The following is a 26,825-nucleotide window of genomic DNA, read 5'->3' as shown; positions in this document are numbered from 1 at the left end:
TGCAGCGCACCGTCGAAGCGACGCTGCGCTACGTCCGGGGCACGCGGCGAGATCGAGGTCACTTTCTCCACGCCGTCATTGCGAGCGTAGCACAGCGGCGCCAGCATTGCTTGAGCAACACTCCGACGAGCTTTACGTGCTCAATTGCAGACCTCGACGTTGGTTGAATACTTTTGCTCAAGCCGACAGCCGGGGCGAACTGGGCGACAACCACCAATTCCCACGCCGCAAACTATCTGCCCACTCGTCTGAGGCTTCGCAGGCTTGGATTCAACCTGCTTCCACTCGGCGTCTCGGTTCGTGGCGTCCTCGCGTGTCGCGACCGGCTTCTTGTCCTGGACCTTCTCGCATTCGTTGTCGTCATTGACGCGATAGCCGGCGCGGCAGGTGATCTTCACGCAAGTGTCGGCGTCAGCCTTGAAGCCGCGATTGCAGACCAGCGGACAGACACGGCCTGGCTTGGCCTTGATGGCGTCGAGCGCCTCGAAGCTCGCGAGCTTGGGGTCGAATTTCGTTCTCGCATATTGGTTGAACAGCGTCAGTGAGCGCTGTGATGACGCATTCCAGTCGCCATCGGCGGCGGCGGTCAGACAACCCACGCGACGAAGCTCGGACTGCACGAGCTTGGCCGTCTCTTGCGGCGACATACTCGGCATCGACTGAGTTGGGGCCACTGCCGCGACCTTCTGCTCACCGTCACGCTGAGCCTTCTCAGCCGCCTGTTTTGCTGCGAGTTCGGCCGCTGCCTTGTCGTTCGCAATCTTCTCGGCGAGCACCTTTTCGGCGGCCTGCTTGTCGGCCAGCGCCTTGGCGACGGCGGCCTCGGCATCCTTCCTGCGCTGCTCGGCAGCAGCCGCTTTCGCTTCCTCGATCTGCTTGGCCCTCTCCGCCGCAATGCGGGCGTCCTCGGCCGCCTTCGCGGCCGCTGCTGCTTTCTCCTGTTCGGCCTTCTTGGCGCGCTCGGCGAGCAGCCGAGCCTTCTCGTCCTCGGCCTGCCTCGCCTTTTCCGCAGCGGCAGCGCGAGATTCTTCGGCGACGATCTTGCTCAGTTGGCCCTTAGCGAGATCGGTGTAGAAGCCGTTGGGGTAGCGGTTGACGAAAGAGGACCAGACGTCTCGGGTGCCGATTTGGAGCGCCAGCTCGTAGTCGCGCCGGATTTCGCTGTCGGGGTTGGCCTGCGGCCCGGTCGCGACCGGTTTGGCCGGGACCAGGGCCACGTCGTCGCCGCCCAGCGAGCCGTAGACATAGGGTTCCTGCTTGTAGCCGGTGGTCTTCAGGACGTCGTCGCGCACGAAGCCGAACGCCTTGCGCAGATCGAGGCCCGGCGTCGGTAGACGTTGGACCAGAGCGCTGGCGAATGGGCTGTTCTTGGCATCGCCGTCCGAGGCGGTCGAGCCCGCCTTCGCCGCGAAGGCGATCATGGTATTTGGGCTGGTCGGCTCGACCTTGGCGAGGCCGCGGCCGATCGCGCGGGAGGCGACCGTGCGCTTCATGGTCTTGGCAAACGGATTGTCCCGGCAGGCGTCGAGGATGATGAGGCGAAGCTGCTTGGCCGGTTCCACGGCAAAAAGTGCGCGATCGAGCGCAATCGTCTCGTCGAGCACATCGCCGTCGGTCTCCAGCGCGGCATCGATGGGAATCAGGTAGTTCGTCCCGTCCAGTTCAATGCCGTGCCCGGCATAGTAGATAACGGCAACATCTGCATCGCGAGTCCGGCCCGCGAACTCACGCAACGACCTGCGCATGTCGGCGGCGTTGAGGTCGAGCTTGATGTCGACGGCGTCGAACCCGGCCTTCCTGAACATGCTCCCGACCAGGGTGGCATCGTTTGCGGGGTTCGCCAGCCGCGCCACGTTCTTGTAGGCCGAGTTGCCCATGACGAGCGCGACGCGCTTCTCGGCCAGCGCCGGTCCGGCTCCAGCCCAGATCGCAAAAATCAACAAAACAAACAGCCGAAGCCGCATTCCAGCCCCCGAATGCAATGCGTCAGATTATTCGCAGCATGGCCAAACGCAATCCGTGCTCAGTGATATCAGTCACACATCAACGCGGCCATCATGCCCTGTTTTGCCCCGAAGGGTCAATCGATTTTCGAAAAATACGAAAAGTGTCGATGCTGCCCACGCTTGGCTACTGTGCATGGGGTTGTTTTCGACGTTTTGTTTTGGAGCCTCCGGCCGCCGCTCAGCCCCGCGGCCCGCGCAGCTGCGCGGTCAGCTTCTCCATCGCCTCCGCCACCTCGCGCCATTGCGACAGCCAAGCCCTCGGAAAGCGGAAGGTGAGGTCGGCGCCGCCGACGCGGCGCTCGGCGAGGCACATGCCCGGGGTGGCGGCATCGCGCGTGCAGCGCGCGGTGAGCGCGGGGTTTGCGGCCGAATAGAGGTCCTCGCTGCCGTAGGGCGTGTCGGTGCGGAACATGCGCATCGTCAGCCCGTCCGCTGGGCTTGCCGCGGCCTGGTCGAGATAGCGCGGATAGATCGTGGCGGTGCGCTGCTCGGGCGAGAGCGCATCGTGATGGGCCGCAATCGACAGGAAGATGCGGTCGATCGATTGCAGCGCCGCTTCCGCCGTGTCGGAGGTGACGTGCTTGGGCGCGCCGGGCGGCTCCAGCGAGGGATAGAGGAAGTCGAGATCGATGCGCTCCTGCGGGCCCGAGTGCCGCTGGATCTTCATCCGGATCGCGGTCACCGGCAGGTTGAACAAGGTGCCGCCGACGCTCACCGGCAGCTTGTCCGGCGCGTTCGCGCCGGCGCTGCCCCAGGTCGGCCACAGCAGATAGGCGACGAGCGCGACCGCACAGGCCGCAGCCGCGCCGCCGAGCACGATCGGGACGACATGCGCCCGGGTGCGCATGCGGGGGGACCTGAGCGGAGCTGCGGAGAACAATGTCATGAATTGCGCGAGGTCGACCGGAGGTCGGCCGATGGCCGACGAATCAGCGGCGAATATGCCATGCGACCGCGATTTCGCGCAGCGTTCCCGGCCGCTCGGATCGGGACGGCCCCTGCACGGGGCGGCTGGCCGCGTTAACCTTTCCTTAAGGATAATGTAGCGTTAAGGCGCACTCTTTGTCACAGGAAGGCACGCGCGTTGCGTAAGGGCGGAGCACTTCCGATGACACCTGAAGCTCTCAACACCTTCTTCTCGATCGGCATCGGTTTCGCGCTCGCGGGCGCGCTCGTGAACGGATACCAGGCGCTGGCACAGCGGCCCGCCGGCTTCGGCCTGCTGCAGGACGGCGTGGCGCCGAAGACTTTCGCGGCGGTTCCCTTCCTGGTGTTCGCCGCGCCCTTCATCATCATGCGCAACACGCTGCGCGGCGTGCGGGTGGAAAGCCGCCGCGTGGAATTCGTGATGATGGCAACCCTCATCGCCGGGTTCTGGAGCATGATGAGCGGCACCTTCTTCCTGATGACGCTGCGCGCCGCCGGTCTTCTGGTCTGATCCGAAGCGCCTTGAGCGCGGCCGGCCCTTTGCGTCGCGGCTGCCGTTTGGCTATGCCAGTCGTCAACGCGACAGGAGACAGCCAATGGCCATCTACGAGCTCGACGGGCAGGCGCCCGACCTTCCCGCCGACGGCAATTATTTCATCGCCGAGACCGCGACCGTGATCGGCCGGGTGCGCTTGATGCCGGGCGCGAGCGTCTGGTTCGGCGCGGTGCTGCGCGGCGACAATGAGTGGATCGAGATCGGCGAGGGCGCCAATGTGCAGGACGGCTCGACCTGCCACACCGATCTCGGCTTTCCGCTTGTCATCGGCAGGAACTGCACCGTCGGCCACAACGTCATCTTGCACGGCTGCACCATTGAAGAGGGCGCGCTGATCGGCATGGGCTCGATCGTGATGAACGGGGCGAAGATCGGCCGCAACAGCATCGTCGGCGCCGGCTCCGTCATCACCGAGGGCAAGGAGTTCCCCGAGCGCTCGCTGATCATCGGCTCGCCGGCCCGCGTGATCCGCACGCTCGACGACGCCCAGGTGCAGAAGATGGGGAGCGCGGCCCGGTTCTACGTGGCGAACGGTCCGCGCTTCAAGCAGGGCCTGAAGCGGATCGGCTGACCTGCCCGACCGGCTGCGGTTCTCCCCAGCCGGGTCACGGCCTATACCGTAAAAATACAGGTCGGTACTTTAATCCTCTGCTAGCGCGATCACGCTTATCGTCCAGCGTTTTCAACCAGGAGGAGCGGCGCCATGGGAGCTGCGGCGCTGGAATCCGGCCTCGGCGCCGGAACCAAATTTTTGAAGAAATTGGTCCGTTTCATACGCGGCTCCGACACGCTCAGCGTTGCGGAGAAGGTCTACAGCATTGCCGCCTTCCTCGCGATCGTCACCACTTTCCTGCTGGTGATGTCGGTCCAGTCGGTGCGCTTGCAGACGACGTATCGCCACCTCCATGCCACCTCCGCTGAGGCGGCGATCGGCGTCGGGCGCATCAACGCCCTGATCTATGCCGTCGTGATGGAATCGCGCGGCATCTACATGTCCGCCGATCGCAACGCGATGAAGCAGTTCGCGGACGGGCTGGTGCGGCGCAACCGCGAGCTCGCCGAGGCCGTGAAGAGCATGGAGAAATACGTCGGCACCAACGACGCCGAATTGTTCGCGAGCTTCCGCCAGCGCATCATGCAGTTCATCGACTTCCGCCAGGAGCTGGTGCGGCGTGGCCTGGAGATCAGCCCGGCCGCGGCCCGCGAATGGGGGGACAACGACGCCAATCGCTCCCTGCGCAACAAGCTCAACAGCGATCTTGAAGCGCTCGAACGGATCTACCGTGAGCGCGCCAGCGAGGCGGACGCACTCGCCAACGAGAACCGCTACGCCGCCGCCTATCTGTTCGCGCTGGGGCTCGCGGCGCTGATGCTCGCGGCGCTGAACGTCGTCGTCATGCGAAACTCGGTGGTCGGCGCGCTCGCCGATATCACGCAGGCGACCGACCGGATCGCGCAGGGCGACGTCAAGAGCGAGGTGCCGCATCTGCGCCGTCACGACGAGATCGGGCGCCTTGCGCGCGCGGTGCAGAACTTCCGTGACGCGGTGGCGCGCATCTTCGAGCTCGAGGAGCTCGAGCTCGGCACTGCGCAGGCGCGCGACGCGGCGATGACCGAGCGCGACAAGTTTAATGACAAGTACCAGGCCAAGAAGTGGCAGCTTTCGGCGGCGATCAACAGCATGCCGCAGGGGCTGATCATGCTCGACGCCAAGGCCAACGTGGTCGCGATGAACGCCAATTACCGGAAGATGTACGATCTGCCCGAGACGATCCAGACCGGATCGAGCTTGCAGGAGATCCTCGAGCACAGGGTCAAGAGCGGATTGTTCAGCGGCGACGTCGCGAAATATGTCGCGGCGGTTCTCGACCGGATCACAAGGCGCGAGCCGACCGCTTACGAGCTCGCATTGAACGATGGTCGCATCGTCAAGATCTATGAGCGTCCGATGGACGGCGGCGGCTGGGTGTCGGTGCAGGAGGACATCACCGAACAGCGCCAGCGCGAGCGCATTCTCCAGCGCACGGAGCGTCTGCTCGCCACGGTCATCGAGAACGTGAGCGAGGGCATCATTGCCAAGGACGCGCGGAGCCTTCGCTACCTCTTCATCAACAAGGCTGCCGAAAAGCAGATCGGCATGTCGCGCGCCGAGCTCGTCGGCAAGACGGCGCGGGAATTGTTTTCAAAGGAGACCGCCGATCTGATCGAAAAACGCGATCAGCAGCTGCTCGCCCAGCGGCAGCAGCTCGAGCCGATGATCGATACGATCAACAACCCGATCCGCGGCCGGCGCAAGGTGTCGTGGCGGCGCCTTCAAATCGGCGGCGCCGGAGAGGATTCGCATATCTTCGTGACCATGGTCGAGGATCTCGGGGCGGAGATGGGCGCTGCTGCGTAGGGGAGGGGCAAGGCTGTCTGGCCCTTTCAAGCTGATGTGAGGGCACTTGTTCCGGAACAGGTCTTCGTCGCGATCGTTGACCGGCAAAGGAGAATTTCCGATGGCCAGGTCGTGCGCTTCGATCAAGACCGCGATCATGATCCTCGCACTCGCGGCGCTGCCGGCCGCGTCCTTCGCGCAAACGGCCGGCGGCTCTGCCGGATCGAGCGGAACCTCGACGGGATCGACGGGAGGCTCGGTGGGATCGACCGGAGGTATCGCCAATGCGCCAGCACCGCCGCCCGGCACCAACAGCCTGGGGACCGCGCAATCATCCGGTCCAGGGTCCGGCGTCACCACCGGCACCGGCGCGGGTAGCGCGGCTGATGCCACTGTCAACGCCGAGAACCGGCAACTCGACAAGAAGCTCAAGAGCATCTGCCGCGGCTGCTGACGCTCGCGCGGAAGCGAGATGCCGTCGCTGTCACGAAGTCAGGATCGAGGCCTCCGCGTGAGGCGGAATACACCTGAAAAAACAAGGTCGTTGACGCAGTATACCGTCAACGACCTTGCCAGCCCCGGATATTGAAATCGGCTCACGCCATCCGGTAAGGGCGAGCATCGCCCGGAATCATACAGGCGAATGTGATCCAGTTCACAAGTGGCGAAAATAAAGTTCCCGCCCGGTGATCGGCTCAGCCGCGCGAGCGCTTGCGTGCGCTGGCCTGGACGCGGTGCCGCGCCGGTTTCCTGCGGGTAACCGATGGCGTCTCGACCTCGGTCGCTCGTGCACTGGCAAAGGACTGCCGCAGGCCGTCGATGGATTCGTTCAAGGCCGTGACCTGCTCGGACAGGCGCTTGGTGTCGGCCTGTTGCGCCGCCATCAGCCGTTTCATCGTCTGAAGCTGGTCCTGCACCACCTGGAGCTGGTCGATCGATTCCTGCTGGGTCGCCTCCAGTCCCTTGGTCTTCTCGACCAGCTGCTCGGAGGCCTGAGCGGTGCGGGCCTGAAGCTGCCGCGATGCCACCACCCGGTCGCTCTCGGGGGCGGCGCCGGTATAGGCGCGCCAGATCGCGATCGACGTCACGCCCGCGATCAGCAGCAGGAGGGCTGCAGCGGTCAGCGCGATCGGCTGGGCGCCAAGGCGAAGGAGGGGCTTGGACGGCGTGTCCTGGGCGAGATCGATCATCGCTGACAAAACCCAAATTGAAACTTGGTGAGTGGCGAAGACCGGCAACCCAAAGGGGCGACCGGGGCGTCCCGAAAGCCTTACGTTTCGGCAAGGAATGGGACCAAAAAGAGGCTGAGTGAGGAAAAAACCAGGAATCAGCGAGCCTTGCCGGCCCCGAACGGTGCGGCAGCGGCAGGGATCAAGGCTGAAATTGCGAAAACGGCCCGGAGTAGCTCTTCGTGCGCGGTACGGCGTAGGGCCCGAGGCGGGAGGTCGTCAGTCCAAGCCGCACCAGTGATTCCCCAAGCGTCACCGCGGCCGCAACGCCGTCGACCACGGGCAGGCCGTGCGTGGCGGCGAGCTCGCCCGCGAGATCGGCCATGCCGGCGCAGCCGAGCACGATCGCTTCGGCGCGGTCGTCACGGATGGCGGCGGTGATCTCCGCCGAGATCTTGCCGAGCGCTTCCGTGTTGCGCTCTTCCAGCGCCAGCACCGGGACCTCGGCGGCACGGACGCGGGCGCAGCGTTCGGCCAGGCCGTACTTGCGCAGATTGTGCTCGATCGGCACGATGGAGACGCCGAGCGTGGTCACCACGGCAAAGCGCGCGGCGATCAGGCTCGCGAGGTGGAAGCCAGCCTCGCCGATGCCGATCACAGGCGCCTTGGCGGCGGCGCGCGCGGCATCCAAGCCGGTGTCGTCGAAGCAGGCGATGATGTGTGCGTCCGCGCCGTCGCGATCGGCCTCGCGGATGCAGCCGAGCATGCCGGGCACCGCGAAAGCTTCGTCGTAGAACCCCTCGATCGAGACCGGGCCCATCGCCGGCTGACGCGCATCGATCACGGTGTCGGCGAGGGCAACGCTGCGCGCGGCAGCGGCGATCTTCGCCGTCATCGATGCCGTTGTGTTGGGATTGACGACGTGAAGCCGCATCGGAACAGACGAGTCCCTTCTCAGACGAGTCCCTTGCCGGCGTCCGAGCCCTTGGCCGCCTGCCGCTTGTTGAGCACGTGGATGGTGCCGAGCGCAAGCGTGATGACCGTGAACGAGACCGCCGAGATCACGGTGCCGAGCGCGTAGATGTCGGGGTTGGTCACGGTGGTGGTGAGGCCTTGAAGATCCAGCGGCAACGTGTTCACGGCGCCGATCGCCTGGCTGGACCGTGCGAGCTCGTCCCAGGACAGCGTGAAGCCGAACAGGCCGATGCCGATCACCGAGGGCAGGATGATCGGCAGCACGACATGGCGGAACGTCTGCCACGGTGTGGCGCCGAGATCGCGCGCGGCTTCTTCCAGCCGCGGATCGAAGCGGTTGAAGATCGCGAACATGATGAGCAGCCCGAACGGCAGCGTCCATGTCAGGTGCGCGCCGAGCCCGGACGTGAGCAGGCCCATCGAAGTCTCGAAATTCTCGTTCCAATGCGCCTTGATGAGGTCGTCGATGATGCGGAACTCGAGCGAGATGCCGAGCGAGGTGATGATCGAGGGCACGATGAGGCTGGCGATCGCCGAGTAGAACAGGATGCTCTGCGCCTTGAACTTGCGCCGGAACGCCATGCCAGCGGCGACCGACAGCACAACGGTGACGATCATCACGACGATGCCGAGCAGCAGCGAACGGCGGAAGGCGGCGCCGAGATCGACGATGCCGGTGCCCTGGAACAATTTCGCGATCCAGAAGGTCGACACGCCGTTCATCGGGAAGGTGAGGCCGCCCTGCGGCCCCTGGAACGACAGCACGTAGATCGCGATCATCGGCCCGTAGAGAAACAGCACATAGGCCGCGAAGAAGATCGCGAGCACGTAGAACGAGCGCGGGCGTCCTTCCTTCATGCTCTAGAGCTCCTTCTTGATGTCGACGATGCGCGACATCATGGTGATGATCAGGAAGGTGATCGCGAGCAGGATCACGGCGTTGGCCGCGGCGGCGGGGAATTGCAGCGCGTTGACCCGCGTCTCGATGATCTTGCCGGCGGCGGCGATCTGCTGGCCGCCCATCACGCCGATGGTGATGAAGTCGCCCATCACGATGGTGATGACGAAGATCGAGCCGATCACGATGCCGGGCTTGGCCAGCGGAATGATGACGTTGACGAGGGTCTGGAAGCCGCTGGCGCCGGCATCATAGGCGGCCTCGATCAACGACTTGTCGATGCGCACCATCGAGTTGAAGATCGGCACCACCATGAAGAAGGTGAAGAGGTGCACCAGCGCCAGCACCACGGAGAATTCGGAGAACAGCAGCCATTCCACGGGATGGTCGATCAGCCCCGTCTTCATCAGGCCGGAGTTCACGAGGCCGTTGCGCCCGAGTAAAGGAATCCAGGCGATCATGCGGATCACGTTGGAGGTCCAGAACGGGATCGTGCAGAGCAGCGACAGGCCCATCTGCCAGGTCTTGGACTTGACGTGGAAGGCGAGGAAGTAGGCGACCCAGAAGCCGATGAAGAGGGTGAGGGCCCAGACCATGAAGCAGAGCTTCAGCGTCATCAGATAGGTCTTGCCGATGGTGCAGAGGTCGGGAAGCTGCGCGATGCAGCCCTCGAACGTGTCGGTGTAGCCGCGGCCGGAGAAAGCCGGCAGCAGCTGGTATTCGTTGTAGTCCCAGAACGAGACGATGACGACGAAGACGAGCGGAATGAGGAAGAACGCGAGAAACACCAGCATCATCGGCCCGGCCTGGAGCCAGGAGATGAAGGACGGCGACAGGCGCGTCGGCTTTGCGGCGCGCGCTGTGCCCGACCCCGGGATCAAGCCCGGGGCTGCGTGTTGCAGGACTTCTTCCGACATGTCCGTTACGCCGCGATGAACTCGTTCCACTTGCGGACCATGTAGTCGTTCTCGTCCATCACGGCGTTCCAGCACGCGACGCCGCCCATGCGATCCTCGTAGGAGCCGCCGTCACGCACCGCGCCGGCCTTTTCCAGCAGCGAGCCGTCGGGCGCCTTGATGTCCTTCTCGGCCGGCTTGCCTTCCATCCAGTAGGCCCATTCGTAGGGCTCCATGTGCGCCTTCGCGGTGGAGAGCACGGCGGAGTAATAGCCCTGGCGGTTGAGGTAGGCGCCGGCAAAGCCCGACAGGAACCAGTTCACGAATTCATAAGCCCATTCGAGCTTGGCACCCGAGACGCCCTTGGACACGCAGAAGCCGGAAGCCCAGGACCGATAGCCTTCCTTGAGCGGCTGGAAGGTGCAGGGGATGCCCATCGAGCGCACCTTGGTGACCGCCGGCGACCACATCGACTGGATCACGGTCTCGCCCGAGGCCATCAGGTTGACGCTCTCGTTGAAGTCCTTCCAGAAGGCGCGGAACTGGCCGGCCTTCTTGGCCTCGGTCATCACCTTCATGGTGAGATCGATCTCTTCCTTGGTCATGTTGCCCTTGTCGGCATATTTGTACTTGCCGGTGGCTTCCACGACCATCGCGGCATCCATGATGCCGATCGAGGGGATGTTGAGGATCGAGGCCTTGCCCTTGAACTCGGGGTTGAGCAGCTCGGCCCAGGTGCTGATCGGACGCTTGATCAGGTCGGGGCGGATGCCGAGCGTGTCGGCGTTGTAGACGGTCGGGATCAGCGTGACGAACTCGGTCGCCGACGTCGCGAACTTCTTGGAGTCCTTGCCTTCGAGATAAAGCACCTTCCAGGGCGCGGTGCCCTGGCCGCCGATCTTCTTGCCGCCGGGCGTCTCGCCCTTGGTGAAGACGGGCGTAATGTTGTCGAACTCCTTGATCTTCTTGGCGTCGAGCGCAAGGATGTTGCCAGACGGCACCAGCTTCTTCAGCGAGAAATATTCGGTATCCAGCACGTCGAAGGAATTCGGCTGGGTCATGACGCGCTTGGTGACGTCGTCCGTCGTCGCGGTGATGTATTCGATCTTGATGCCGGTGTCCTTCAGGCACTGCTTGGCGATGTCGTCGCCCTCGTTCACGGCCGTGCCGAGATAGCGCAGCACCTTCGCATCGGCCGACTTCACGTAAGGAAAGCCGGTGATCGCGCCGGAGCCGGCGGCGAGGCCGGCGAGACCCGCGGTGCCCTTCAATAGCGTGCGGCGGCTGACGCCGGTCTTCCTGGTCGTCTCGGTCATTTCGCTCACTCCTCTGTGTTGCGCATTTTCCGTGGTGAAGGATGCTATTGCAGGCGTTGCGCCTTGGCGGGATCCCAGGTCGCCAGCACGCGATCGCCCGGACGGAACGGATGCACGTCGAAGGTGGCCTCGGGAACGTGGGAGAACAGGGCGGTGCCGTCGTCGAGCGTGAGCGAGACGGCGATGTAAGAGCCCTGGTACTCGGTCTGGGTCAGCAGCGCCGGCGCGCCGAAGGCGCCGTCGGCGAACGGCACGATGCCGAGCTGATCGGCGCGGACGGCGATGAGATTGCCGGCGTCGCTGAGCACGTTGTGGCCGCCGATGAATCGGGCCACGAATTCGGTGCGGGGATGATGGAAGATGTCGCGCGCTGTGCCCTGCTGCTCGATCCTGCCGTGGTTCATCACCACGATGTGGTCGGCAAGGGCCATCGCCTCTTCCTGGCCGTGGGTGACCTGGATGAAGCTGATGCCGAGTTCGCGCTGCAGCCGCTTCAGCTCGCCGCGCATCTTGACGCGCAGGAACGGATCGAGCGCCGAGAGCGGCTCGTCGAGCAGGAGGATCTGCGGCTCGGTGATCAGCGCGCGCGCGAGCGCCACGCGCTGCTGCTGGCCGCCGGAGAGCTGCGCCGGAAGACGGCCTGCATATTGGCTCATCGCGACCAGCTCGAGCAATTCGCCGGCGCGCTTGTGCCGCGTCGCCTTGTCGATGCCGCGCATCTTCAGGGCGAAGGCGACGTTGTCGAGCACGGTCAGGTGCGGAAACAGCGCGTAGGACTGGAACATCATCGCGGTACCGCGCTTGGCCGGCTCGAGGTCGGTGACGTTCTGCGCACCGAGGATGATGTCGCCTTCGCTGACCGCCTCGTGACCTGCGATCATGCGCAGCGTCGAGGTCTTGCCGCAGCCGGAGGGGCCGAGCAGGCAGCAATAGGTGCCGGCCGGGATCTTCAGGTTGACGTTGTCGACGGCCAGCGTGGCCTCGTAGCGTTTGGTGACGGCGACCAGTTCGAGAGCGGCGGGAATGGCCATGGCGTGTCCGAGGAAGCTCGTCGACTAACATTGCAGGCCGAACGTTCGTCGATCGAGCCCTCACAATCATGGCCGCCAAGACCCGCCAGAAACCCGATGCGCCAGATGCGAGCGATCGCGTCAGCCGTATCCGGGAGGGTGTGACCGCCGCGATCCTCGAGCATCGTCTGCTGCCCGGCACCAAGCTCGGGGAGGACGAGATCGGCGACATCTACGGCGCGAGCCGGACGCTGGTGCGGACAGCGCTGCAGCAGCTTGCGCATGAGGGCATCGTCAACATCGAGAAGAATCGCGGCGCTTTCGTTGCGCGCCCGACGCCGGCCGATGCTCGCGAAGTGTTCGAGGCGCGCCGCCTGATCGAGCCTACCATCGTGGACCACGCGATCGACGCGGTCTCACCGGCCTGGCTCGATCGCCTCGGCCGGCATCTCGACGAAGAGCGCGAAGCGGAATCGCGCGGCGATGCCCGCGCCTCGGTGCGGCTCTCCGGCGAGTTTCATCGTCTCGTCGCGGAGATGAGCGGCCACAGCATCTATCTCGGTTTCCTGAAGGAGCTGATCGCGCGCTCATCGCTCATCATCCTGCTCTACCGCCGCCACGACACGCCCGCGTGCGGCACCGATCATCACGCCGAGATCGTCGCCGCGATCCGCAAGCGCGACAAGGCGCGCGCCGGCGCCTTGATGCTGTCGCACCTGAACGAGATCGAGGCGGAGCTGTTCCTGAAGGATCCCGCCGCCGACGAACTGCGGCTGGCGGACGTGTTGGGAGCGTGAGAAGCGCGCGTCGCCAGCGCACGGGATCCGCGAGTGCGAATGCTATTGTGGCTCCAAGCCGAGATTCTTGATCGACTCCAGCCAGACCGGCCCTTCCTTTTCGTAGAGGGCAACCGAGGATGCGCGATCCATTGCCGGCGAGTCGACGCCGAAGGCCTCGAGCAGCTTCTGGACACGCTCGGTCTTGCCGCCTTCGACCATGAGCTTGGCGAGCAGTTCGATCCGGTCGGGCGGCGTCGCAGCGGGCGCCACCAGGGCTGTGAAGCTCGTCAGCTGGAAGACTTTTCCGGTGACCCCCTGCTCGGTGAACGTCTTGGTTTCCGGCAGTTTCTTCATCCGAACCAGTGACGGCACGGCGATCGCGCGGCCGACGCCAGTATCGAGGACTGGAAGCGCGGCCTGATAGCTGCCGGTCGCGGCCTGGATGACGCCGGACGCCAGGTCCTGCCACATTGGCGCTTCGCCGCGGTAGTGCACGATGGAGATGTCGAGGCCATATTGGCGGTTGAGCTCGGCGATCGCGATGTGCGCGAACGAACCGATTCCATACGAGCCTGCCGTGACCTTGTTGCGGCGCGCATATGCGACGAAATCTTCGATGGACTTTGCGCCGGTGGCGGAATGGACGACCAGCGGCAGATGACCAGATGGCGTGACTGCGACAATCGTGAAATCCTTGTCCGGATCGTAGGCGAGCGACTTCAGCAGCAGCCGGTTTCCGAGCAACGTGGACGAGATCGTGTACATCAGCGTATGGCCGTCCGCCGGCGAATCCTTGACCGATTGGGCTGCCAGCGCGCCGCTCGCTCCCGTCTTGTTTTCGACAACGACCGGCTGTCCGAGCTTCTGAGAGATGTAATCGCCGTAGGCGCGGGCGAATGCATCGGTGATGCCGCCGGCGGGCGTCGAGACGACGATCTTGATGGCTCTGCTCGGCCAGGCTTCGGCTGCAGCCCCGTCAGCCGTGGCTATCACCAGGCTTGCGATTGCAGCGCCCAGCATTCCGACGAATGTCCTCATTTGCCCCTCCCGTTTTGCTCTGCGTCATTGGGCGCCCTGCGGTCGCCGGGCAGAGGTGTCACACGAGCGGAGCCAAATAGAAACAACATTTCACTGTGTGAAATGGCAGTCTCCTGACGACGAAGACGGGCCTGCCGCAGCAAGCTTGGCGGCGAGCGCCTCGGCCAGTGCGGAGGCGACCTTCTTCATCTGCGGGACGAAGCGCCGGAGACCTTCCTCGGGGCTGACGGCCTCGCGGAGCATCATGACGTTCATGCTCGCAAAAAGACGGTTCGGAAGAGCGACGGGAACGCCGATGGCCCAGACGGCGCCGCCAAAGATGCTGCGGCTGTAGCTCTCGTCCATGACTGCAAATCCGGATCTCCGGATTGCGCGCAGCACCTTCGTGAGCTTGGCAGGAGTGCGCGCGAGGTCATTCCAGGGCTCCGGGCTGACGGCAAGGCGCGCCGCGATGCGTTCCTGCTCGGCGGGCTCGCAAAATGCCAGATAGGAGCGTCCCATCGAGGTGCCGAGTACGGGAAAGCGAAAGCCTGGCGGACGGTGGAACAGCAGCGAGCCGCCGACTCGCGTCGTGTGTGCGATCACCATGGAGTCCTGATCGAACACGGCCACATCCGACGGCCAGTGGATCTGCTGGCGAAATTGGTTGAGGATCGGTTCGGCAATGCCGCCGATCCAGTTGGGCTCGTCGTAGCCGGTGCTGAGCAGCAGCGCCCGTCCTGTCGGGGCGTAGCTGGGCGGCCCGCTGCGGCGAACTACATAGCCTTCATGCTCCAGCGTCTCGAGCATGCGAACGATCGTTGCCTTGTTGAGCCCCGTCGCCTTGTGCAGCGAACCCACGGTCGATTGCCGTTCCTGGTTGATGACGCGCAGGATCTCGAGGCCTCTCGACAACGCGATGACGGGACGGAATGATGGCATGGCAGCTCTTTGTGAGGACCGTGCCGCCAGTCAATGATGCAATCGCCGGATCAGTCAACAGGCCAGACCGGTGCCGCATTGGCTCCTCAGCGACCGAGTTCGCTTTCGGCGGCAAGCTGCCCCTCTGGCGTGATCTCGTATTCGCCGTCCTGCTTGGTCATCCATCCTGACCTGACCATCTCGCGCGCAAGCTGTATCGAGCAGATCGGATGATTGCCGCCCGGATGATACAGCCTGTCATTTCGGACGAGGAGGTGCCCGTACAATCGCGCCTGACGCAGCGCCCTGCGCATCCCCGGTGATGGACTTTTCATGCCGGTTCAAGCGCGAGCACGATGAAGGTTCCTAATGAATGCGGCTGTCTTTGGCGTTTCGTTCGGCAGCGCACATAGGAACCGCCATTCTGCTGCATCGTTTGTTCTTCCGAGGAGTAGCGCCATGAACGTACGGGATGAGCACACGCAGTCCCTCTGGATGGACGTATCTGTCGCCGAAGCTCCGGTGCTGTCGCGTACGGTCGCCGTGGACGTCGCCGTGGTCGGCTCCGGAATAGCCGGGCTTTCGGTCGCATATGAACTTGCCAGCCATGGACGTTCGGTCGCGGTCATCGATCGCGGCCGCATCGGCAGCGGGATGACGGCGCGCACCACCGCGCATCTGGCGACCGCGCTCGATGACGGTTACGATGCGTTCGTGCGAGTCCGCGGCCCTGATTGTGCGCGGCGTTACTATCAGAGCGTCGCTGCCGCGATCGATCGCGTCGAGGCCATCCAAGGCGCCGAGCACATCGATTGCGGTTTTAAACGCGTCGATGGCTACTGGGTACAGGCACCCGAAACGTCCGCATCCGAGCTGGATAGTGAATTGGACTGCTGTCGCAAGCTGCAGATTCCGGTCGAAAATTGCGTCGAGCCGACACCCTTCCATAACAGGGGTCAGACGCGTTCGCTGCGCTTTCCGCGCCAGGCGCGTCTGCATCCGACTAAATATCTCGCCGGTCTGGCGAGCGCACTGCAGCGCCGGGGCGCCCAGCTCTATGCCGACACCTGCGTCGAGAGCATCCAGCAACGCCAGGGCAGCATGGTCGTCACCACCGCCTCAGGCTACGAGGTTCACGCCGCCGACGTGGTGGTTGCGACCAACTCGCCCGTCAACGTGCAGGTGGCGATCCACACCAAGCAGGCACCTTACCGCACTTATGCGCTCGCCGCGAAGATTGCGGCCGGCGCCGTGGAGGATGCGCTCTATTGGGATACGCTCGATCCTTATCATTATGTCCGCCTCCAACCGTTGTCCGCCGACGAGGACATCGTGATCATCGGCGGCGAAGATCACAAGTCGGGTGAGGCAAATGATGGCGCACAGCGCCTTGACGCGCTTGAGCGCTGGGCGCGCGAGCGATTGCCGAATTTGCGCGAGGTCACTCATCGGTGGTCCGGGCAGGTAATGGAACCGATCGATTTCGCCGGCTTCATCGGTCGCAGCCCTAGCGAAGAACATCTCTTCATGGTCAGCGGCGACTCCGGGCAGGGCATCACCAACGGGCTGGTGGCAGGCATGTTGATCGCGGATCTCGTCACGGCGGGCGCGAGTCCTTGGGAGGAGGTCTACGCCCCGTCACGGAAGATTCACAAGAATATCAGCGAGTTCATCAGCGAGAACATCACGCCTCTAAAGAGTTTCGCGGAGTATCTCACCGCGAGCGAAATCGCGAGTGTCGAACTTTTGCGGCCGGGAGAGGGGCGCCTCGTCCGCAGCGGCCTGAAGAAGATCGCGGCGTGCCGGGACCGCAACGGGCATTTGCATCTGCATTCGGCAAGCTGCACCCATCTCGGCTGCGTCGTGCACTGGAATTCACTCGAGCAGTGTTGGGATTGCCCGTGTCACGGATCGCAGTTCGCACCTGATGGCACCGCGCTCAATGGCCCCGCAGTGGCGCCGCTGGGCGAGGCCGACAAGCCGGCCAATCTTGAAGCCGCGGAGTGAGCGGTCATCACTGATAAATGCGGTCCGGCCCTTGGCTCGTTGAGCGGCGGCTTGGGGATGCGCTGAGTCCTGAGAGTATCGAGCAGCGCGATGCCGACGCTCGAATGATATTTCTACTCCCGACCGCCGGGAACTGGTTTTTTGCGCCGCGAATCAGAGGGAGGCGGCGCATCCGGCGGAGGGCTTGTCATAATTTCGGGCCTGTCATCAGGCAGGTGACTTCTAAGTGTCTCCAGAACCAGAAAGAATTTCTCGGCTAGCATGAACCAAGCTCGTTGACGCGTTCAACTCGATTTCGAGATCTGCGAGATTTCTATACGATCACTTCCTGTACGCGGCGCCAACTTAATCCGTAACGCCGAGCCAATTGTGACATCCCTCGCCGATATTTGCGCTCGGGGATGTCGCATGTGGACGATGATGCGTTGCGACGTCACCTGACTATTCCTCGCGGCGCTGACCGGCTATATGCTGGCGCTCTGTCATCGAATTGTCAGTTGCCCTAATGCTGAAGTTAGATTCAACACCGGCCCGCAAGACTCCGAGCGCGCCGGGTGGGAATCACGCTCCGAAGGAGAACAAGAGTGCGCAAGTCGCCGCCGGCTTCCTGAGGGAGATTGAACCCGCCGCGCCAGGCGCGGTGCCGGCGATCGAGGGCGCTGTGGGTGATCGGGCGCCATCGCAAGAAATGACGCCTGATCTGGAGCCAGCTCAGCCGAGCGCCACCGCGCCTTCCGGCGGCGAAATCGAACTCAAGCTTCTCGTCGATGCCGATCGCATGGCCGTTTTCAGCGCGGCGCCGGTCATCGCGGCGAACGCACGCAACAGGGGCATTCGAAAACATCTCAAGTCCGTCTACTACGACACGCCCGAGCGGGCGCTCCGTCGCGCCGGCCTGAGTTTGCGCGTACGCCAGAGCGGCGCACGCTTCGTGCAGACCGTGAAGACCGACGTCGCCGACGATCCGCTGCGCCGTGGCGAGTGGGAAGCGAGCGTGCCATCACTTGCGCCCGATCCCGCTCTGGCGATGCCTTTCATTCCGGAGAAGCTTCGCGAGCTGCTCGCAACGCAGCCGCTCGAGGCCGTTTTCACCGCGGACATCCATCGTCATGCGCGGATGATCGATCTGCCGACCGGGACGGTCGAGGTCGCCTTCGACCAGGGCGAGCTGACGGCCGGCGACCGGTCGGTTCCTGTCAGCGAGATCGAGCTGGAGCTGAAGAGCGGCAGCCGATGCGCGATCTTCGAGATCGCGCTGCGCCTTGCGGAGCACGGAACGGTGAAGCCGTCCATCCGCAGCAAGTCCGCACGCGGCTTCGACCTTGCCGCGGACCTGCCGCCGTCGGCGCGCCGGCCGCGCAAGCTTCGCCTCGATCCTTCCGTGACGCTCGACGAAGCCTTCGCGACCATCCTGCGCTCCTGCTTCCTTCACCTGCTGCAATCGCTGCCGGCGGCCGAGGACGGCCGCAATCCGGAAGGCGTGCATCAGCTGCGCGTCTCGCTGCGCCGGCTGCGATCCGCGCTCGACCTGATGCGATCGGTCGGCGCGCTCGGCAATCTCGAGGCGCTTCGCTCGGAGGCCAAATGGCTGGCGCAAGGCCTGTCCGCCGCGCGCGACTGGGACGTATTCCAGCTCGCCACCTTGCCGGCGATCGCAAAAGCCTGTCCGTCGGTCGCGGGCTTCGATGCGCTTGGGCGGGCCGCGGCTCAACGTCAGGCGGAAGCCTATCGCAGGGCTCGCCGTGCGCTCGATGATCGCCGTTGCGCGGTCTTCCTGATCGGTCTCGGCGGCTGGATCGAGACGCGCGGCTGGCGCAACGGCGTCGCGCCCGAAGATCTCGGCCGGCTCGCCGAGCCCGCCGTCAATTTCGCGCAGCGCGTCCTGTCCGAACAGTACGCGAAGGTGCTCAAGCGCGGCCGCCGCTTCAAGTCGCTGACGGTCGACGAACTGCACCGCGTGCGGCTCGCCACCAAGCGGCTGCGCTATCTCAGCGAGTTCCTGCTGCCGCTGTACGAGGATCGTAAGTCCGCGCGAAAATTCGCGCGCCGGCTCGCCGGCTTGCAGGAGGCACTCGGCGTCTTCAACGACATGGCGGTGACGGCCTCGTTGCTCGACGGCCTCGGCGCTGAAGATCGCGACAGCACCATTGCGGCGGCCGCGATCGCCGGCTGGCAGGCGCGGGCATCGATCGGCGTGCAGCAGGGCTTACAGGATAGCTGGCGGGATTTCACCGCCGCGCGCGTGCCCTGGTCGCGCCAGGCGAGCAGAGCTGATCGCGATTCCTAAAAAAGTTGCGGCCAGCCATTTGGGGGATGGCTGGCCGCGCGCGAACCGGTCTGGGACGGGGAGGGGTGGGGATGTGACCGGGTCGCGTAACCTGTTGTCTCGTTCCTACTGATCTTTGGCGCTGGCGGTGGAGACCGCCGGCTTGGTATCGCCCAGCGAGACCCAGACGTTGGGATCGCTCTGCGACTGGCGCTTGACGAAGCGGTAGCCGGTCTCCGTCCAGGCGAGGACATTCTCGTTCTGATTGTCGAGAATGAACTCGCCCTTGTCGGTCTTCACCGTCAGCACCGCGTGGCCTTCGCCCTTCTTGTCGCGCACCACGGTGATGAGCAGGGCCTGGCGAGGCCAACCGGCATCCATCAGCATCTTGCGCTTCAACAGCACGTAGTCTTCACAGTCGCCGTAACCGTCTGTCGGCAGCGACCACTTCTCGATCACGCCCCAGTGCTCCTGGTCGGTCAGAGGCTTGACGGTCTCATTGACCCAGCGATTGACCTTGATGAGGTCGCGCCAAGCCGCCTGCGACATCACGATGTCGCGCGGCTGCAGCGGCGCGCCCTGGCACTGAGCGGCATTGTCCGCGCAGAACTCGACCCAGCCGATCGGCGCACGCGTGGTGTCGCCGAGGCTCGCGTAGAGCAGACGGCCTTCGCCGGCCTGCGCTGCCGCGCTGATCCCGAAGAGCATGGCGACCAGCGCCAGTCTCTTCCCCCGTCCCCTGAAGTCAAACATTGCGGCCCCCGTTTCTTGTTGGGACCACATTTCGCACGGAGCTTTTGAGTTGCCGCTAAGTCGACCAAGTCAAGTCGAGACGAATGAAAGTAAAACGAGCGGCGAATTCGATCTATACTTGAATAGAATTCGCGTAAAATTCGATATGACTGTAATTGATTCAAATTTTATCGATTAACGCGAAAACGCTGGTGGAAACGTTGTTTGCGCGCATCTGCGCTCCCCGCGTTAACCGGTTGCTGCCCGCCGCGGGACATGAAACAGGCGGCGTCCGCATCGCGGAAGCCGCCTTCGAGCCTGGAAATATGGAGGTTTTCGCCTTCCCGCGTTTTACCGCGCGGTAACGCTCTCTTCGAGTGTCTCCGCCGGCTGCTCGTGCATGAACTCCAGCGCGAAGCCGTCCTCGAGGTTTCGGACCACACGGCCCTGGACCCGGCCGAGCAGAACCGTCGATTTCAGCGGCGGCCGGTTCTCGGCAGCGACGGCCGCGCCCGACAGCGAGAGGTCGATGATGCGGCAGGTCATCTTGGTGCCGTCCTCGAGCGTCAGCACCGCGATCGGGTTGCGCGGCACGATACGGTCGTGGCGGCGGTCCTCCGGCAGATTGAGGATGTCGCGGTTGGCGAGCCAGGTCAGCTGCGCGGCGAGCTTGTCGCGCTTGCGCGGCGTCGCACCGATGGTCATGGCGAAGCCGTTGTCGATGATCCGGGTGATCTTGCCCTCGACGCGGCCGATATGGTCGAGATAGGCAACCACGCGGTCGCCGACATTGCCGATGCCGGGGGCGAGCAAGGCGAGGCCGCCCGGCGACATGTTGATCACCTGGCAAGGGAATTCCCGGCGGTCCGGCAGCATGTAGCGGCCGAGCAGGTGCACCTTCACCCGCTGGAAGCGCCTGCGCTCCTCGGCGGCCGGAAGAAATTTTTTGTTCGCTAACGCCATTTCCAACACCCGACCCCCCGCCCGGGCGGAGTCCGGCACGACCCTAAGGTGCATAGGGTTAATGCGCCGTTATCGGCGCGTGAGGAACGCAAGGATGCTCAGGCCGGCTTTGGCCGGCTTGCGGCGATGCGCTCGAACAGCCACAGCAGCAGCGGGCAGACGAGCACCACGGCCGCACCGAGATCGAGCGCCGCGGCCGCGCTTCCGGTCAAGCCGGCGAGGCGCCCGCCAATGGCCGGTCCCAGCATCATCGCCGCATAGAAGACGGTGAGGAACAGGCCCATGCCGATGGCGCGCGTTTGCGGCGCCAGCACGCGCGCCGGCAGGCTCATGATCGGACCGGCCGGCAGGCCGGACACGAGCCCGATGCCGACGACGATCGGAATTACTGCGTCGGATCGTGTCAGCAGGACCAGAAGCAGGGCGATGCCGAGGCTGCCGCCGACGAGAAGAGCATGGGGTCGCCCGGTGCGATCCGCGAGCATGCCGCCGATCGGGACGGAGATGGCCGAGATCCACAGCGCCAGGCTGATCGCCGAGCCGGCCGCGGCGACCGTCCAGCCCCGCTCGACGAGCAGCGACGGTCCGAACGACAAGATCATGGCAAAGCCGACGTTGAAGAGGCCCCAGATCGCGCCGGCGACCATGACGGCGGCAACCGTTGGCCGGTCCAGGCGCGCGAATCTCGCGGCTCCGGCTGTGCTCGCCGGCGGGGGTTGATAGAACAGCAACAGCAGGATGCCAAGCGCAATCGCGGCGCAGACCGCAAGCGAAGCGGCCGCAGGACCGCCCCACGTGCCGATCGCCGGCAAGGTCAGGAGCGCGACGGCGATGCCGGTGGGCCAGGAATTGATGGCGATGCCCATGGCGGTCGCGATTTCCTTGCCGGCGAACCAGTCCGTGGTCATCTTGGTGAGCTGGACGCTCAGCAGCACGCCACCGATCCCGCCGATCAACCGGCCCGCGATCTGAAAGCTCCAACCGTCCCCGAACGCCATTGCCGCGCTGCCCGCCATCATCAGCACGAGAGCTGCGAGCGCCGTCGCCTTGTCGCCGAAACGCGCGCCGATGGCCCCACCAGGCAGCGCCAGGGCGACCCCCGGCGTGAAGTAGAGCCCGATCAGAAGGCCGATATCGGGGAGTCCAACGCCGAACGTCTGCTGCAACAGCGGCGCGACCGCGGCAACACTTTGAAACTGGAACGCCATGGTGAGGCGCACCAGAAAGATGATCGCAAGAATGCCCCAGCGATTACGCAATACTCGTCCCCCAAGCAGGTTGGGGCAAGCTGCGGTCGCGAGGGGGTGGGTGTCAACTACCTGACTTCCGATAAAGGAGAAGGAGCAGAGCTGCCAGCGCTGTAGCCGAGAGCCCGAGCGACCAGTGGATGCCGATCGCCGCGCCTGCTACCCCGACCGTGATGCCGCTGAAGGCCCGCATGCCGAGCCCGGCCATGTTGTAAAGGCCGACGACGCGGCCGCGGATGTCGTGCGGTGCGTTCAGCTGCACCAGCGCCTGCGCCATGGTGTTGAAGGAGAGCTCGAAGAAGCCCGCGAAGAACAATAGCGCGATCGCGACCGGATAGACCGGCACGAGGGCGAAGCCGAGCAGCGCCGCGCTCCACAGCATTGCCAGCGTGATCGCGGTGCGCGGGGTGCCCTTCAGCCGTCCCCAGGATTCCAGCGCGATGGCGGCGAGCACTGCGCCGGCGGCGTCCGCCGCGAGCAGCACGCTGTAGGAGACGCCGGGATCGCCATGGCCGAGATCGCCGGCATAGCCCGGCATCTGGGCGTGATAGGCGTTGCCGATCATGAAGGAGGTGAGGCCGGCAAGCCACGTCATCGCCGTCAGCACCGGCTGGGTGCCGATCGCGCGGATGGTGAGCACGATGTCGGCAAGGCCGCGCACGGCAAAGCGGCGCGCCGCCACGCTCTTGTCCCTGACCGGAGCCCAGAATAGCCAGAGCAGCATCGGCAGATAGAACAGCGTGTTGAAGATGATGCCGTGCGAGGGACCGAGCGTCAGCATGATGAGGCCGCCCACCGCAGGTCCGACCAGGATGCCGAGATAGCGCGCCATCGCGTTCAGCCGCACCGCGCTCGGCAGGTCGGCCGGGCCGACGAGGTCATACAGCAAGAGCTGGTTAGGCGTTTGCCAGAGCACGCCGGCGCAGCCGTGGATCATCAGCAGCAGCATCGCGTGCCACATCTGGATCGTATCGGTCAGGAAGAAGAAGCCCCACCCGGCGGAGGCGATGATGAACAGCAGCATGCCGCATTGAATGATGCGGCGCGGATCGAACCGGTCGGCGAGGCCACCGACCGCGACGGAGAACAAGAGGAACGGCAGCCAGTGCGACAGCACGGCAAATCCGCCCAGCGTCGGCGAATGGAATTTCTGAAACACTACCCAATAGCTGATCACATGCTCGATGTTGTCCGCCATCATCGCCAGCACGTAAGAGGCGAACTGGAGACGGTAGGGCACGGACCTCATCGCCGCGAACGAGCCGGACGCGGCCATGGGATTCTGGGGGAGGAGATTCACGGGAGGACCTGAAGTGAGACTCTTGGCGCCTTACACGTTCGCCGGTTGGCGCTCAAGACAATTGGACGTGCTTGAAGGGCAGCCATGCACTCTTGCCCCGAGGCCCGTGAGTGGCGGTGCGAGCCTTGCGAGCTCCGGCCCACTCACGTCGAGCCACGATGGACCGTCACCTCATGCAGATCATGAAATAGTTCTCTAATATCGTCCCATGGAACAGAACAGTCTCTACGATCGGCCGGATCTCTATGACCTGATGGCTCCGCCAGATCCGATCCTAGAACGCTTCTATGTCGACATCGCGCGTGAACGCGGTGGCCACGTTCTGGATCTTGCGTGCGGGAGCGGTCGCCTGACCGTTCCGTTGGCGCGGGCGGGCCTTGATGTCATTGGAGGCGATCTGTCTTCTGCGATGCTGGAGCGCGCGCGAGATCGCGCCAGAGCAAACGCGGTTGAGCCCGGCTTTTTCGAGTTGGACATGCGCGATTTCGGTCTCGGAGGGCGGACATTCGACACCATCGTCGTCGCCGTGAACTCGATCCTGCACCTGCATAGCCTCAACGACTTCAAAGGCTTCTTCGGGTCGGTCGGCCGACACCTATCGCCGCAGGGCCGGCTGGTGTTCGACGCCTTCCTGCCCAATATCGCCATGCTCAACGCTGATCCCAATAAGCGCGAGTTGATCGGCACGGTGGTCCATGATGGCCTTGGTGCGATCACCGTCGAGGAAACTGCGAGATACGACCCACTCACCCAGATCAGGCACGTGGATTGGTACTGGTCGAGCAAGACGGAGAAGGACTTTTGGAAGGTGCCGTTGCCGATGCGCAGCATCTTCCCGCAGGAGATGCCGTTGCTGATAGCTTCGGGCGGCCTCCGCCTCATCGAGCGCTTCGGAGATTTCGATCGCAGCCCGCTGGCGGCGGGAAGCATGCGGCAGATATGCGTCTGCGGCCTTTAGCCCTGTAGCCCGGACGGAGCGCAGCGAAATCCGGGGCCTCCCGCCGCGCGGAGACTCTTCCCCGATTGCGCTCCGCTCCATCCGGAGCCCAACACTCTCAGCTCGTCATTGCGAGCGCAGCGACGCAATCCAGACTGCCCTGCGCAGGGATTCTGGATTGCTTCGTCGCAAGAGCTCCTCGCAATGGCGGCGTCCGTAGCGCATCGGCCTCGTCATCGCGATAATCACGCAGCATCGGCGACCCCATCGCGCAGCTTAGCCTCGGTCAGCCGCCGCAAGCCGGGCCGTTCCGGTAGGTCGCGCGGCGTCCTGACATTCCACGCCAGCCCGACAACCTCGAGCGATCTGATCAGCCACCAGCCGGGATCGGCCTGTCCCGGCAACAGTCCAAGCTTGGCCGAGCCAGGATAGGCGTGATGGTTGTTGTGCCAGTTCTCGCCCATGCTGATCAGCGCGGCGAGGCGGACATTGTAGCCTTGGGTCGCGACGCCATCGACGGTCCAGATCTGATCGCCGCTTGTGTGGGAGAAGTGGCCGACCAGCCAGTGGCCGGTGACGCAGACGCTGACGCGCACGCAAATGCCCCAAACCAGCCAGTCCAGCCCACCGATTGCAAAGAAGAGGAGGGCCCAGGGCAATTGCTGCAACATCCAAGTGCGTTCGATGAAGGCATAGAACCGGTCACCGGCAAGCCGCGGCTCGAGTCGGAATCTTGGCGGATGGCGCAGCGCCAGCCGGCAATGCAATTGCCACCAGGCATCGCGCCAGAAGCCGGCGCCGTGGCGGGAATACTCATGGCACGCGGGCTGCCGCTGCGCCCAGTCGCGGAAATCGTGCAGGCGGATCATGCCGAACGGCCCGGCCATGCCGACGAGCGTGCCGAGATAGACGAAGAGATGTTCGAGCCAGAGCGGACAATCGAAACTCGCATGGATCAGCTTGCGATGCATGCCGACGGAGTGCCCCGCGCAGAGCGTGACGGCGCTGGTCGCGAGGAACAGCGCCAATGCCGACCAGGAGCAACAAATTGGTCCGAGCGCGACGCCGGCCGCCGTCATGCCCGCCAGCCACACCGACTTCTGCGGCGCCCATTGCACATATCCGTCCAACGGATCGGTGTTAGAGGCGACAAAAATTCGTTCCGAACCCGGTCGCAAATCCATCGATTGATCCCGGCTGGCAGCGGCGCGAGGAGCCGTCCGAAGCAGGCATCGCTCCGGCACACGCAGCCTGCTCACACAACTGCGGTGTGTCAACGCGCCGCGTTGGTATTTCCAATGTCGCAGGGCTGTCATAGGTTGATCGCAGGCCCGCATGATCAAAACACAACAAGCGGGCAGCGAGGAAACAGCCATGCAACAGATCCGCGTCTGCACCCACGCAGGTCCCGGCTCGGAGCCCGTCATCCGCACCGTGCCGTGGCCGAAGGTCGGCCGGAAGGCCGCGCTGATCAAGATCGGCGCCTGCGGGGTCTGCGGCACCGACCTGCACATCCTGAAAGGACACTGGCCGAAGCCGCTGCCCTGGCCGTTCACGCTTGGCCATGAGCTCGGCGGTGTCATCGTCGAATGCGGCGACGAATTTTCCGAGGACTTCATGAGCAAGCCGCTTCAAGTCGGCTCCAAGGTGATGATCCCGCCCTTGATGCCCTGCGGCCGCTGCTATTACTGCATCCATTATCCGCAGACCGCGAACAAGTGCCTGACGCCGGTCTATTACGGCCGCTATCTCGGCTTCGACAAGGCGCCGCATTTGTGGGGCGGCTGGGCCGAATATGTCTATGTCGATCTCGAGATGCTGCCGGGCACCAAGATCTACAAGCTGCCGGACGACATGCCGTTGCGTCTGGGTGCGCTGTCGGAGCCCCTGACCTCCTGCATCCGCGCCTTCAATCGCGCCACGCGCGCCGGCGGCTTCAGCTGGGGCGACACGGTGGTGATCCAGGGCTCGGGCCCGATCGGCATTTTGGCGGTCGCGGCCGCCAGGGAGATGGGAGCGGGGCGCGTGATCTGCGTTGGTGCGCCGGAGGAGCCGCGGCTCAAGCTGACGCGCGAGTTCGGCGCGGAGGCGACCGTGAACATCGAGGAGCTGAAGTCACCGCAGGATCGCATCGATCGCGTGCGGAAAATCGTCGGCGGCTTCGGCGCCGATCTCGTGATGGACTGCTCGGGACATCCGACCGCCGGCCCCGAAGGCATCGAGATGCTGCGCGACGGCGGCACCTATGTCGAGATGGGCCAGTTCACCGATGCCGGCTCGATCGACACCTCCTGGCACCGTATCTGCACCAAGGACCTCAACGTGCTGGGCTCCTGGGGCTTCACCGGCAATGATCTCCCGCTCGGCGTCGACATGCTCTACCGCACGCGTGACAAATATCCGTGGCTGAAGATGCAGACGATCTACCCGTTCACGGAAGCAGGCGTCGCGCAGGCGGTGAAGGACGCGATGGCGATGAAAACGGTGAAGTCGACCATCGTCCCGTGGCCGGAGCTGGTGGAGTAG

26 protein-coding genes are annotated in these 26,825 nt (G+C 64.4%); 10 read left to right on the top strand and 16 right to left on the bottom strand.

All coding sequences use genetic code 11. The features are described from left to right. Positions 1-140 precede the first annotated feature (140 nt). Positions 141-1,964 (bottom strand): caspase family protein, encoded by a 1,824-nt coding sequence (locus HZZ16_RS08460; RefSeq protein WP_197948017.1) that lies wholly within the window; start codon positions 1,962-1,964, stop codon positions 141-143. A gap of 220 nt (positions 1,965-2,184) precedes the next feature. After that, a complete protein-coding gene (locus tag HZZ16_RS08455) occupies positions 2,185-2,892 on the bottom strand; it encodes a hypothetical protein (RefSeq protein ID WP_197948016.1) in 708 nt (235 codons plus the stop codon). Between the two features lie 222 nt (positions 2,893-3,114). Here HZZ16_RS08455 and HZZ16_RS08450 point away from each other — a divergent pair, with 222 nt between their 5' ends. The 4 genes from HZZ16_RS08450 (at position 3,115) to HZZ16_RS08435 (ending at position 6,320) form a co-directional block, all read left to right on the top strand. After that, positions 3,115-3,444 carry a DUF6949 family protein gene (locus HZZ16_RS08450; protein ID WP_197948015.1) on the top strand — a complete coding sequence of 110 codons (330 nt, stop codon included), beginning with the start codon at positions 3,115-3,117 and terminating at the stop codon, positions 3,442-3,444. Positions 3,445-3,529: 85 nt separating this feature from the next. After that, a complete protein-coding gene (locus HZZ16_RS08445) occupies positions 3,530-4,060 on the top strand; it encodes a gamma carbonic anhydrase family protein (protein WP_197948014.1) in 531 nt (176 codons plus the stop codon). Between the two features lie 132 nt (positions 4,061-4,192). Further along, positions 4,193-5,887, top strand: coding sequence for a PAS-domain containing protein (locus HZZ16_RS08440; RefSeq protein WP_197948013.1), 1,695 nt, complete (start codon positions 4,193-4,195; stop codon positions 5,885-5,887). Positions 5,888-5,987: 100 nt separating this feature from the next. Continuing rightward, complete coding sequence (locus tag HZZ16_RS08435) at positions 5,988-6,320, top strand: hypothetical protein (RefSeq protein WP_197948012.1); 333 nt, start codon at positions 5,988-5,990, stop codon at positions 6,318-6,320. Between the two features lie 241 nt (positions 6,321-6,561). Here the strand turns inward: HZZ16_RS08435 and HZZ16_RS08430 are convergent, their stop codons facing one another. The 6 genes from HZZ16_RS08430 to HZZ16_RS08405 form a co-directional block, all read right to left on the bottom strand. After that, complete coding sequence (locus tag HZZ16_RS08430) at positions 6,562-7,056, bottom strand: hypothetical protein (protein ID WP_197948011.1); 495 nt, start codon at positions 7,054-7,056, stop codon at positions 6,562-6,564. A gap of 181 nt (positions 7,057-7,237) precedes the next feature. Next, complete coding sequence (locus HZZ16_RS08425) at positions 7,238-7,969, bottom strand: aspartate/glutamate racemase family protein (protein WP_197948010.1); 732 nt, start codon at positions 7,967-7,969, stop codon at positions 7,238-7,240. A gap of 20 nt (positions 7,970-7,989) precedes the next feature. After that, positions 7,990-8,868, bottom strand: a complete 879-nt coding sequence (locus HZZ16_RS08420) for an ABC transporter permease (RefSeq protein ID WP_025037151.1) — start codon at positions 8,866-8,868, stop codon at positions 7,990-7,992. Positions 8,869-8,871: 3 nt separating this feature from the next. Continuing rightward, the gene (locus tag HZZ16_RS08415; protein ID WP_197948009.1) at positions 8,872-9,825 is read right to left on the bottom strand and encodes an ABC transporter permease; all 954 of its coding nucleotides are present in this window, start codon (positions 9,823-9,825) and stop codon (positions 8,872-8,874) included. A 5-nt stretch (positions 9,826-9,830) separates the two neighbouring features. Beyond that, complete coding sequence (locus HZZ16_RS08410; RefSeq protein WP_197948008.1) at positions 9,831-11,120, bottom strand: ABC transporter substrate-binding protein; 1,290 nt, start codon at positions 11,118-11,120, stop codon at positions 9,831-9,833. A gap of 44 nt (positions 11,121-11,164) precedes the next feature. Then, positions 11,165-12,151: an ABC transporter ATP-binding protein gene (locus HZZ16_RS08405; protein ID WP_197948007.1), complete on the bottom strand. Its 987-nt coding sequence runs from the start codon at positions 12,149-12,151 to the stop codon at positions 11,165-11,167. Positions 12,152-12,219: 68 nt separating this feature from the next. On the opposite strand from HZZ16_RS08405, the gene HZZ16_RS08400 reads away from it, so the two are divergent. Next, positions 12,220-12,927, top strand: a complete 708-nt coding sequence (locus HZZ16_RS08400; protein ID WP_197948006.1) for a GntR family transcriptional regulator — start codon at positions 12,220-12,222, stop codon at positions 12,925-12,927. A 42-nt stretch (positions 12,928-12,969) separates the two neighbouring features. On the opposite strand, the gene HZZ16_RS08395 is transcribed toward HZZ16_RS08400, so the two are convergent. The 3 genes from HZZ16_RS08395 to HZZ16_RS08385 form a co-directional block, all read right to left on the bottom strand. Continuing rightward, the gene (locus HZZ16_RS08395) at positions 12,970-13,947 is read right to left on the bottom strand and encodes a Bug family tripartite tricarboxylate transporter substrate binding protein (protein ID WP_197948005.1); all 978 of its coding nucleotides are present in this window, start codon (positions 13,945-13,947) and stop codon (positions 12,970-12,972) included. A gap of 90 nt (positions 13,948-14,037) precedes the next feature. Then, a complete protein-coding gene (locus tag HZZ16_RS08390; protein ID WP_197948004.1) occupies positions 14,038-14,868 on the bottom strand; it encodes a helix-turn-helix domain-containing protein in 831 nt (276 codons plus the stop codon). A gap of 86 nt (positions 14,869-14,954) precedes the next feature. After that, a complete protein-coding gene (locus HZZ16_RS08385; protein WP_197948003.1) occupies positions 14,955-15,182 on the bottom strand; it encodes a hypothetical protein in 228 nt (75 codons plus the stop codon). A gap of 124 nt (positions 15,183-15,306) precedes the next feature. On the opposite strand from HZZ16_RS08385, the gene HZZ16_RS08380 reads away from it, so the two are divergent. Both HZZ16_RS08380 and HZZ16_RS08375 read left to right on the top strand, forming a co-directional pair. After that, positions 15,307-16,854, top strand: a complete 1,548-nt coding sequence (locus tag HZZ16_RS08380) for an FAD-dependent oxidoreductase (RefSeq protein WP_197948063.1) — start codon at positions 15,307-15,309, stop codon at positions 16,852-16,854. A gap of 505 nt (positions 16,855-17,359) precedes the next feature. Continuing rightward, on the top strand, positions 17,360-19,141 hold the full coding sequence (locus HZZ16_RS08375) for a CYTH and CHAD domain-containing protein (protein ID WP_197948002.1): 1,782 nt from the start codon (positions 17,360-17,362) through the stop codon (positions 19,139-19,141). Positions 19,142-19,246: 105 nt separating this feature from the next. Here HZZ16_RS08375 and HZZ16_RS08370 read toward each other — a convergent pair whose 3' ends face one another. Beyond that, positions 19,247-19,873 carry a transglutaminase-like cysteine peptidase gene (locus HZZ16_RS08370; RefSeq protein ID WP_197948001.1) on the bottom strand — a complete coding sequence of 209 codons (627 nt, stop codon included), beginning with the start codon at positions 19,871-19,873 and terminating at the stop codon, positions 19,247-19,249. A gap of 155 nt (positions 19,874-20,028) precedes the next feature. Between HZZ16_RS08370 and HZZ16_RS08365 the strand changes: the two genes are divergently transcribed. Continuing rightward, positions 20,029-20,217 (top strand): hypothetical protein, encoded by a 189-nt coding sequence (locus tag HZZ16_RS08365; protein ID WP_197948000.1) that lies wholly within the window; start codon positions 20,029-20,031, stop codon positions 20,215-20,217. Here HZZ16_RS08365 and HZZ16_RS08360 read toward each other — a convergent pair. The 3 genes from HZZ16_RS08360 to HZZ16_RS08350 form a co-directional block, all read right to left on the bottom strand. After that, the gene (locus tag HZZ16_RS08360; RefSeq protein ID WP_197947999.1) at positions 20,204-20,815 is read right to left on the bottom strand and encodes a PilZ domain-containing protein; all 612 of its coding nucleotides are present in this window, start codon (positions 20,813-20,815) and stop codon (positions 20,204-20,206) included. The two genes, HZZ16_RS08365 and HZZ16_RS08360, sit on opposite strands and share 14 nt — an antisense overlap. A gap of 98 nt (positions 20,816-20,913) precedes the next feature. Continuing rightward, positions 20,914-22,074 (bottom strand): MFS transporter, encoded by a 1,161-nt coding sequence (locus HZZ16_RS08355; RefSeq protein WP_197947998.1) that lies wholly within the window; start codon positions 22,072-22,074, stop codon positions 20,914-20,916. Positions 22,075-22,126: 52 nt separating this feature from the next. Then, positions 22,127-23,338 carry an MFS transporter gene (locus HZZ16_RS08350; RefSeq protein WP_197948062.1) on the bottom strand — a complete coding sequence of 404 codons (1,212 nt, stop codon included), beginning with the start codon at positions 23,336-23,338 and terminating at the stop codon, positions 22,127-22,129. Between the two features lie 232 nt (positions 23,339-23,570). Between HZZ16_RS08350 and HZZ16_RS08345 the strand changes: the two genes are divergently transcribed. Beyond that, positions 23,571-24,320 (top strand): class I SAM-dependent methyltransferase, encoded by a 750-nt coding sequence (locus HZZ16_RS08345; protein WP_197947997.1) that lies wholly within the window; start codon positions 23,571-23,573, stop codon positions 24,318-24,320. A gap of 224 nt (positions 24,321-24,544) precedes the next feature. Here HZZ16_RS08345 and HZZ16_RS08340 read toward each other — a convergent pair whose 3' ends face one another. Beyond that, entirely contained in the window at positions 24,545-25,696 is a 1,152-nt protein-coding gene (locus HZZ16_RS08340) for an acyl-CoA desaturase (RefSeq protein ID WP_311973947.1), read from the bottom strand. Here HZZ16_RS08340 and HZZ16_RS08335 point away from each other — a divergent pair. Then, complete coding sequence (locus HZZ16_RS08335; protein ID WP_197947996.1) at positions 25,674-26,825, top strand: zinc-binding dehydrogenase; 1,152 nt, start codon at positions 25,674-25,676, stop codon at positions 26,823-26,825. The genes HZZ16_RS08340 and HZZ16_RS08335 overlap by 23 nt on opposite strands.

Origin of the sequence: Bradyrhizobium glycinis, from assembly GCF_016031655.1 — a bacterium.
GTDB classification, from domain to species: Bacteria; Pseudomonadota; Alphaproteobacteria; order Rhizobiales; family Xanthobacteraceae; genus Bradyrhizobium; species Bradyrhizobium glycinis.
This window is presented reverse-complemented; position numbering and strand designations above follow the sequence as displayed.

Excerpts from the sequence above, each read along its gene's own strand:
- HZZ16_RS08345 (WP_197947997.1), top strand. The coding sequence starts at position 23,571 with ATGGAACAGAACAGTCTCTACGATCGGCCGGATCTCTATGACCTGATG.
- HZZ16_RS08385 (WP_197948003.1), bottom strand. The coding sequence starts at position 15,182 with ATGAAAAGTCCATCACCGGGGATGCGCAGGGCGCTGCGTCAGGCGCGA.
- HZZ16_RS08350 (WP_197948062.1), bottom strand. The coding sequence starts at position 23,338 with ATGGCCGCGTCCGGCTCGTTCGCGGCGATGAGGTCCGTGCCCTACCGT.
- HZZ16_RS08375 (WP_197948002.1), top strand. The coding sequence starts at position 17,360 with ATGCTGAAGTTAGATTCAACACCGGCCCGCAAGACTCCGAGCGCGCCG.
- HZZ16_RS08450 (WP_197948015.1), top strand. The coding sequence starts at position 3,115 with ATGACACCTGAAGCTCTCAACACCTTCTTCTCGATCGGCATCGGTTTC.
- HZZ16_RS08440 (WP_197948013.1), top strand. The coding sequence starts at position 4,193 with ATGGGAGCTGCGGCGCTGGAATCCGGCCTCGGCGCCGGAACCAAATTT.
- HZZ16_RS08380 (WP_197948063.1), top strand. The coding sequence starts at position 15,307 with ATGAACGTACGGGATGAGCACACGCAGTCCCTCTGGATGGACGTATCT.
- HZZ16_RS08395 (WP_197948005.1), bottom strand. The coding sequence starts at position 13,947 with ATGAGGACATTCGTCGGAATGCTGGGCGCTGCAATCGCAAGCCTGGTG.
- HZZ16_RS08460 (WP_197948017.1), bottom strand. The coding sequence starts at position 1,964 with ATGCGGCTTCGGCTGTTTGTTTTGTTGATTTTTGCGATCTGGGCTGGA.
- HZZ16_RS08430 (WP_197948011.1), bottom strand. The coding sequence starts at position 7,056 with ATGATCGATCTCGCCCAGGACACGCCGTCCAAGCCCCTCCTTCGCCTT.
- HZZ16_RS08405 (WP_197948007.1), bottom strand. The coding sequence starts at position 12,151 with ATGGCCATTCCCGCCGCTCTCGAACTGGTCGCCGTCACCAAACGCTAC.
- HZZ16_RS08390 (WP_197948004.1), bottom strand. The coding sequence starts at position 14,868 with ATGCCATCATTCCGTCCCGTCATCGCGTTGTCGAGAGGCCTCGAGATC.
- HZZ16_RS08420 (WP_025037151.1), bottom strand. The coding sequence starts at position 8,868 with ATGAAGGAAGGACGCCCGCGCTCGTTCTACGTGCTCGCGATCTTCTTC.
- HZZ16_RS08455 (WP_197948016.1), bottom strand. The coding sequence starts at position 2,892 with ATGACATTGTTCTCCGCAGCTCCGCTCAGGTCCCCCCGCATGCGCACC.
- HZZ16_RS08445 (WP_197948014.1), top strand. The coding sequence starts at position 3,530 with ATGGCCATCTACGAGCTCGACGGGCAGGCGCCCGACCTTCCCGCCGAC.
- HZZ16_RS08400 (WP_197948006.1), top strand. The coding sequence starts at position 12,220 with ATGGCCGCCAAGACCCGCCAGAAACCCGATGCGCCAGATGCGAGCGAT.
- HZZ16_RS08335 (WP_197947996.1), top strand. The coding sequence starts at position 25,674 with ATGCAACAGATCCGCGTCTGCACCCACGCAGGTCCCGGCTCGGAGCCC.
- HZZ16_RS08370 (WP_197948001.1), bottom strand. The coding sequence starts at position 19,873 with ATGTTTGACTTCAGGGGACGGGGGAAGAGACTGGCGCTGGTCGCCATG.
- HZZ16_RS08360 (WP_197947999.1), bottom strand. The coding sequence starts at position 20,815 with ATGGCGTTAGCGAACAAAAAATTTCTTCCGGCCGCCGAGGAGCGCAGG.
- HZZ16_RS08425 (WP_197948010.1), bottom strand. The coding sequence starts at position 7,969 with ATGCGGCTTCACGTCGTCAATCCCAACACAACGGCATCGATGACGGCG.
- HZZ16_RS08410 (WP_197948008.1), bottom strand. The coding sequence starts at position 11,120 with ATGACCGAGACGACCAGGAAGACCGGCGTCAGCCGCCGCACGCTATTG.
- HZZ16_RS08435 (WP_197948012.1), top strand. The coding sequence starts at position 5,988 with ATGGCCAGGTCGTGCGCTTCGATCAAGACCGCGATCATGATCCTCGCA.
- HZZ16_RS08415 (WP_197948009.1), bottom strand. The coding sequence starts at position 9,825 with ATGTCGGAAGAAGTCCTGCAACACGCAGCCCCGGGCTTGATCCCGGGG.